The sequence below is a fragment of the Candidatus Nitrosotalea sp. FS genome, from assembly GCF_011319475.1.
In the GTDB taxonomy this organism is placed as follows: domain Archaea; phylum Thermoproteota; class Nitrososphaeria; order Nitrososphaerales; family Nitrosopumilaceae; genus Nitrosotalea.
This window is the reverse complement of record NZ_RCMC01000196.1, coordinates 1,085-1,364: the sequence shown is the minus strand read 5'-3', so window position 1 is coordinate 1,364 and position 280 is coordinate 1,085.

Genomic DNA, 280 nt, shown 5'->3' with positions numbered 1-280 from the left:
GTAGCAGGTGTAGGAATATTATTCTTTAAGAAAAAAGAAATGTTTGAAAACATTTCTGAAAAGATCAATCTTCAAGAAAGATTCTCGGAATTAAAAGAAAGAATGGCAGAAAGGCGCCAGAATTAGCATTTGGTGACTAGTCGCATGTATGACATGTGTGTTAAAAATGCATTACCGACTTTTTCATTACGTGCTAGCATGAATAAAGAAAAAAATCCCTCAAAGAATGTAGCCGTAATTTGTAGTGGAGGTTGATGTATGACTTGAAAACAGGGTCAAA